The following is a 6,585-nucleotide window of genomic DNA, read 5'->3' on the forward strand; positions in this document are numbered from 1 at the left end:
CCAACTCGGCCCAGGTTAACATTGAACCCGCCGATCCGCTCTAGGAAAGTACGGCGAATGGAATAGTTCAAGCCTCTGGGAGTAAGGCCGGGGTTTTGGATATAAACAACATTATCGCCCAAGTCATAAGCTCCCAAATTTCCCGCCAAACCTTCAGAAAGCCAAGGTGGCGGTGTATAACCTTCTGGCCAAATCAGAGTGACTTTACCACCGGCAATTGCCAGTTTTTCGTTATCTCGATAGGCTGCGTACAGGACGCTGAGCCAGTGGGAGCTAGCCACAGCATCATCATCGAGATAGGCGAGAATTTGGCCGCTAGCTGCGTGGGCACCTGTATTGCGTGCGACAGATAAACCGGTAACGGGTTCGTAGATGTATTTCACTCCCGATCGCGACTCTACAACAGCGCGGGTGCGATCGCTCGACGCATTATCCACCACCACTATTTCAAAATCCGCGAAATCCTGTGCTAGCAAGCTATCAATAGCAGCGCCCAAATAGCTATCTCGATTGTGAGTGCAGATAATGGCAGAAATTAAAGGCATAAACTCAATCACCTCTGTTTCGATCGAAAATATCGCCGTCGCCTGGATATCACAGTGTTTGGATGTGACCTTGTACAACGGTGAGAACCTCAGCTAGCTCGGTGAGATGAGTTTCTAATTCCTGCTTGCGAGCGAGCAGATGTTGCAACTTTTGATACCGTGCGATCGCCAAACTAACGCTGGGCACTTCCTCTGGCGGACAGGGACGAGACAGCAGCTTGCCGTCGGCATTCCGATTTACTAGACGATATCGACCAGCGTTACGATTTTGGGATGGGGAATGAGAAACTCGCCCTCTCCCTTTTTGACTTCGCTCTACAGTCGGCGCTGCTATCGGTGTTTGAGCAGACTCCGACTCCAACCAACCTTCGATTATCGGCCCTTCCAGATAAATATCTTGAATTTGCCGCAAGATTTGTCGCAATTCACTCTGCCATCGCGCCACCACCGTTTCCATTTCCTTGAGCAGATTCATTGCCAAGTAGGGGTTAATGCCGTTGCGGTGGCTGGTAAATCTGGGCGATTTAATTTTGGGTAGCGCGGGTGTCTTTCTCGCTTGCTTTTGTGGCAGGGATACAGATTCCACCGACCGATCGCTTGGGATAGGTTGGTGGGTAGTTAGCGACTGCGATTTCGCACTATCAGTCCGAGATCCCGACTTCAAGGGCAGCTGCTTGTCTTTTGAGAGACTTTGTGTTGTCTGCTGGCGCAATGTCGGCTCCATCTTTTGTAACTCTGGTTTCATAGTAGCCATGAGACCGATTGGGTAAAATCCAAGCTAGAGAAGTAATTTTCTCTTAGAGCCTACCTGAAAAATCCGATTGAAGGTTACATACCGCACCATAAATCAAGATCGAGATCTTTGTTCGCGTTCAATTTTTGGATCGGCTCTTAATGTAGGGTAGGCAGTGCCGACTCTACACGATATCTATCATGACAGAACCGCAAAAGCGAGTAATTTTGGTGACAGGCCCTGCACGGTCTGGTAAAAGTGAATGGGCGGAAATTTTGGCCCAAAACTCCGGCAAATCCGTTATCTATGTAGCTACCGCACAGGTCGATCGCACTGATTCGGAGTGGCAGCATCGCATCCAACAACACCAGTACCGACGCCCTTCTGATTGGCTTACTTTGGAAGTGCCAGTCCAGTTGGCGACAACAATTGGCGAGGCGGCGGAGACGAGTTGCCTGTTAGTAGATTCTTTGGGAACTTGGGTGGCTAACCTCCTGGATCGAGATGCCGCGTCCTGGGAGAACACCATAAAAGAGTTGCTGCAATATATAAATAATTGTACCTGCGATGCCATTTTTGTAGCGGAAGAAACTGGTTGGGGTGTGGTTCCTGCGTACCCCTCCGGTCGGGAGTTCCGCGATCGTCTCGGTGTCCTGGTGCGTAGAGTCAGTGCGATCGCCGATCCAGTTTATTTAGTCACCGGGGGTTATGTTTTGAACTTGAGCGTTTTGGGCGATCGTCTCCCATCCTAGAGATCCAACTAGATCGGTAGAGCGATCGAGCCAAAAACATAGATATTCTTCTCTAGGGGCGGGATCGTCCTCTGGCTAACCATTCCTAACTCCTAATTTATGATTGGAGATAGATGACCGATAAACGTTAACATACATTTACCAGGGTAAAAGTAATCCTTTTGTTGCTCTCGCAATCACCCACTAGCAGGAAACCCGTTTAGGAAAATAGAGATTACATTGAGAATAAGTTCTTGTATGCAATATGGGATCGACAACTCCCTGGATGCTACCGAGGGAGCGGTTAAATTTATGGCATCGGCAAATGAAATCAGGCAATATCTTGCTTATTGGTTTCAGTTAGGCAAGAAATTAATCATTAAGAACGGTCAGGAAGCCCTACTTCCTAAAAAGGTGATTGTAAGCGATCGCTATAGCGATGAATTTGAGGAATGTTGGCAACAAATTCTCTCTCCCGATTCAGGGGACTGCTACTTAGAAGGGACAAACGAAACCATTGCCCAACTGCTGACGCCACAGTGGGAAATGAACAGCTGCGCTCGCTGTTCTATGCCCGTTCCCGTGCGGAAAGTTGGGATGCCCCCGCTAGCCTGTCCTTGTTTCGATCTAGGTGGCTGGCCTAATACAGAGGCTCCTTCACCCCGATCGCCAATTGACACTCAGGCACATCTGAGCCAAATTCGCGATCGGCTATTAAAAAACAAATAAAACTTTAAAGCACACTACGAAAATAAATTTAAAATGGCAAATTTCAAATTTTTGATTTAAAAATTTACAATTTGTTACTTTAAATTTATAATTGTTTTTATTTGCGGCGAGGAACATCATAAGTTAGGAAATCATAAGCCATTTCTGTATTCGGAAAAATCGCCCGCGCTTCCAATAACAAATCGTTCAGTTGAAGATCGTTTCCAGGTGCATAGCGGGGACTAAAATGAGTCATAATCAAAAGTTTTGCACCCGCCCCTAAAGCTACTTGTGCTGCCATTGTTGATGTAGAATGCAATCTCTCAAAAGCAAGCTGAGCATCTTGATGGGCAAAAGTAGCTTCGTGAATTAACACATCCGCATCCTGCGCTAATTCCACAGCACCATCGCAATAAACTGTGTCGGTACAATAAACAAATTTGCGCCCAATTTCGGTTGGCCCGCACAAAGAGGCACCATTAATTTGACGCCCATCTGGTAGAGTAACTTGTTCTCCGCGTTTGAGCCTGCCGTAAATAGGGCCTGGAGAAATGCCCAATTCAGCAGCTTTTTCCACATTAAAACTCCCAGGTCGGTCTTTTTCCATTACCCGATAACCGAAAGCCGTAACGCGGTGCTTCAGAGGGCCGCAAAATACAGTAAATTCCTCATCTTCATAAATAAGTCCAGGTTGAACCGTATGTACCTTAAGGGGAAAAGAAAGATGAGTATAAGAGTAACGCTCGCAAGCTCGCAGGTATTCATTTAGACCGGGTGGCCCGTAAATATCGATTCTAGTGGGATGACCGGCCAAACCGTAAGTTGCCAAAAGACCCATCAAACCAAAAATATGATCGCCATGCAGGTGAGTAATAAAAATGCGAGTAAGTTGGCTGATTTTGAGGTCGCTTCGCAGCAGTTGGTGCTGAGTGCCTTCACCGCAATCAAACAACCAAAATTCTGCCCGCTGAGGCAGGCGCAAGGCAACGCTAGAAACATTGCGCGATCGCGTCGGTACACCGGAGCTTGTGCCCAAAAAAGTAATCTGCACGGGCTTTTAGTTAACCTTATCCGAATTTCAATAACATCTCTATTGACATATTAGCTAGGAAAAAAACTTTTTCTTTACCAATGACCTGAATTGCGTTATGCTATTGGACTGTTCGGACGCTGCCAGCAATACCCATACTTGTAACCTCATTTAGCAGCCGTGTGAGGAGGTTTTTAGCAAAATGATGCCTATACGTTTGCTCATGGAGCTTATTTCCACAAAACTAAACCAGTCCATGCCGCAAAAAAGGCCAAAGCTGTGGCTATCGGTGTTATTCTGGATTGCGCTCGTTGCTCCCGCACAAGCGGCATTGGAACTGCGAGTCGCCATTGAAGAAAATGTCGGCCAGGTCAAAGTCGGCAGCTCCACCAAAGCAATTGTCCGCGATGCCGCCGGTCAGCCGCTAGGAGAAATTGCTCCGATGAATGCGTTCCAAGCTCAGGCGAGCGGCAACGGAGTGGCGCTGGATCGGTGGCGTTCCAGCTCGGTCTGGATTGAACCCCAAAATAACGGCTACGTTTGGATAGGCGATCGCTGGTATCGGGGACGCACGCGAGTTGTGTTCGTAAATAACGGTTTGACTGCGATCAACTACGTCGATTTGGAAAAGTATCTCTACAGCGTGTTAGGCGGGGAAGTATACCCCAATTGGCCCCTAGAAGCTCTCAAAGCTCAAGCAGTAGCCGCCCGCACCTACGCACTTTATCAGCGGCAAACGAGAGGCAACAGCATCTACGATTTGGGGGATACGATCGCGTGGCAGGTTTATAAAGGCGTAGAAAGTGAAGCCCCATCCCTCTACTCCCCAGTCGATAGCACCGCAGGTCAAGTCCTGACCTACAAAGGTAAGATTATTCTGGCAGCATTCCACTCCTCATCTGGGGGACATACCGAAAACGTCGAAAATGTCTGGTCAGACAATCTGCCCTACCTGCGCGGCGTTCCGGACTTTGATGGCAATACTCCTGAAGCCCAATGGGTGAAAACCATCTCCCGCGAAGAACTCAGCCGCCGCATCGATGGTGTGGGCAACGTGCTGTCCATGACACCGGAACGCACCTCCCCAGTCGGACGCATCATTACCATGAAAATTATCGGCGATCGGGGAGCGCGAACGATCAGCGGCCCTGCTCTGCGGAGGGCATTGGATCTGAGAAGCACCTGGTTCACTGTCACCCCTGACGGCGAAAAATCCCTACCCAGCTCTTTCCGAATACAGGGGCGCGGTTACGGTCACGGTCTCGGTTTGAGTCAGTGGGGAGCTTACAGTATGGCTCGCCAGGGTGCTAACTACCAGCAAATTGTGCGTCACTATTACCAGGGTACGACTCTAGGCAAAATTAAAGTGGTGAACTAATTCAATTGGCTAAATAATTAAAAGTTCTGCCTTTTTAAGGTTTAATTATTTAGCCGTCTCTGCCATTCCGTATCAATCTGGTCTTTACGCTCGATATCCTGTTCGAGCAAATCTGTTTCGGTCGTATAAGCTAAATCTTGACGATCGATAATTGTTTCGGCAGCAAATTGACGAGCGTAGGCAATTTTTTGCTGTAAATTGGCACTGGGTTGGTTCAGTTGCATAACTCTTGCTTGGCGCTGTTGATTGCGGAAGGCAATCTTGCCGTTGCGCCATTGAATCCAAAAATAGCGGATAAAAGGTACAGCCAGGAAAGCAATACCGTAACCCAGCAGCAGCCAATAAATTGATTGAACAAGGGCAACAAGTCCGCCCAATTTGGCCGCAATCGTCCCACCAGCCAACAGGTTCCCTAATACCAAAGCGCCTACCAAATTGAAGGCTCCCAGTCCGGCTGAGAGGATAATTTGTCCGGAACTGGCAGCGCTGAAGCGCCAGGGTAACTCTTGCAGATATGTCGGTACTACCTGGGGATGCTGCTGGGCTGCCGTTACCTGCAAATCGGGGAAGCGATAGACGATCTGTCCTTCGGGGCTGACTTCGGGAAGCCCGTTGAATCGAGCCAGTACAGGCAACATATAATCTTCGTATTCTTGCGAATATCCTGCCCCAATATTGTCTAAATAGGGAGCAATTTGTTCGGCGACCACAGCTCCCCCGTTGTTGCGGATGGCTGTGGCGATTTCTTGCCAGCGGCGTGCTTCTAAATTGGCATTGGGATTGCCATCACCGAATAGGAAAGAGAAAACGGCTTCCAGAAAATTCATCTGGGGTTTTTCTCGCCGCCGATATTGGTACTGGGGACTGTCGTAGTCGGGATAGAAAACCCAAAACCAATCTGGGCCAAACCAATAGTAAGGGATAAAGATTGTACCGCCGCCAGAGTCGCTGCTGCGGGAATCATCGCTGTCGCGGCTGGAATTAACGGTAATGAGGATAATGGCGATCGCGACAAAAATCAGCACGATCGAAGTCAGCAAAACTAGCCCGAAACTAATGCGGATTAGATAAAACAATATTTTCCAGGTTTTTTGCCACCATTCTTGTAGCCGCAACCGCAAAAACTTGTTTCGCAAAATCGCCCGGAAATTTTCAGGAAACTGGTAAACAATTTCCCCCGTTTCTGCCACTTGCAAATGTCCGCCGGCGTCGGATGCTAGGGCTAGCAATCCTTGCTGGGCTACATTTAAATCGAATCCTGCCTTTGCCGCCACATCCCCTACGGTCACGCGGTAATGCAGCTGTTCGACAGCTTGCATAATGCTGGGATTTGCAGCCATATTTTGCCTCGACGGTATTGAGCTTCTATTTTCAGTATAAATTTATCCAAAATTCGAGATGGGAAAGCCGGGAACACTACCCGATCTGGTCTTAAGTCGCAACAATCGATGGGTAGGGCT

The 6,585-nt window shown here is 48.4% G+C and carries 7 protein-coding genes; 3 read left to right on the forward strand and 4 right to left on the reverse strand.

Features of this window, described 5'->3' with window-relative positions; translation table 11 throughout:
- A partial coding sequence (locus tag H6S82_RS13625; protein ID WP_191056316.1) for a glycosyltransferase family A protein occupies window positions 1-545 on the reverse strand: 545 nt, incomplete at its 3' end.
- A 49-nt stretch (window positions 546-594) separates the two neighbouring features.
- Complete coding sequence (locus tag H6S82_RS13630) at window positions 595-1,299, reverse strand: hypothetical protein (protein ID WP_190473631.1); 705 nt, start codon at window positions 1,297-1,299, stop codon at window positions 595-597.
- A 179-nt stretch (window positions 1,300-1,478) separates the two neighbouring features.
- Between H6S82_RS13630 and cobU the strand changes: the two genes are divergently transcribed.
- Together cobU and H6S82_RS13640 are read left to right on the forward strand one after the other, a co-directional pair.
- On the forward strand, window positions 1,479-2,030 hold the full coding sequence (gene cobU / locus H6S82_RS13635; RefSeq protein ID WP_190473629.1) for a bifunctional adenosylcobinamide kinase/adenosylcobinamide-phosphate guanylyltransferase: 552 nt from the start codon (window positions 1,479-1,481) through the stop codon (window positions 2,028-2,030).
- Between the two features lie 291 nt (window positions 2,031-2,321).
- Window positions 2,322-2,738: a hypothetical protein gene (locus H6S82_RS13640; protein WP_190473627.1), complete on the forward strand. Its 417-nt coding sequence runs from the start codon at window positions 2,322-2,324 to the stop codon at window positions 2,736-2,738.
- A 97-nt stretch (window positions 2,739-2,835) separates the two neighbouring features.
- Here H6S82_RS13640 and H6S82_RS13645 read toward each other — a convergent pair whose 3' ends face one another.
- Window positions 2,836-3,768 carry a ribonuclease Z gene (locus tag H6S82_RS13645; protein WP_190473625.1) on the reverse strand — a complete coding sequence of 311 codons (933 nt, stop codon included), beginning with the start codon at window positions 3,766-3,768 and terminating at the stop codon, window positions 2,836-2,838.
- Between the two features lie 181 nt (window positions 3,769-3,949).
- Between H6S82_RS13645 and H6S82_RS13650 the strand changes: the two genes are divergently transcribed.
- The gene (locus H6S82_RS13650; protein ID WP_322112007.1) at window positions 3,950-5,125 is read left to right on the forward strand and encodes a SpoIID/LytB domain-containing protein; all 1,176 of its coding nucleotides are present in this window, start codon (window positions 3,950-3,952) and stop codon (window positions 5,123-5,125) included.
- A gap of 41 nt (window positions 5,126-5,166) precedes the next feature.
- Here the strand turns inward: H6S82_RS13650 and H6S82_RS13655 are convergent, their stop codons facing one another.
- Complete coding sequence (locus H6S82_RS13655) at window positions 5,167-6,465, reverse strand: hypothetical protein (protein WP_190473623.1); 1,299 nt, start codon at window positions 6,463-6,465, stop codon at window positions 5,167-5,169.
- Window positions 6,466-6,585: the final 120 nt, after the last annotated feature.

The sequence above is a fragment of the Planktothrix sp. FACHB-1355 genome (assembly GCF_014748295.1).
Taxonomy (GTDB): domain Bacteria; phylum Cyanobacteriota; class Cyanobacteriia; order Cyanobacteriales; family Aerosakkonemataceae; genus Aerosakkonema; species Aerosakkonema funiforme_A.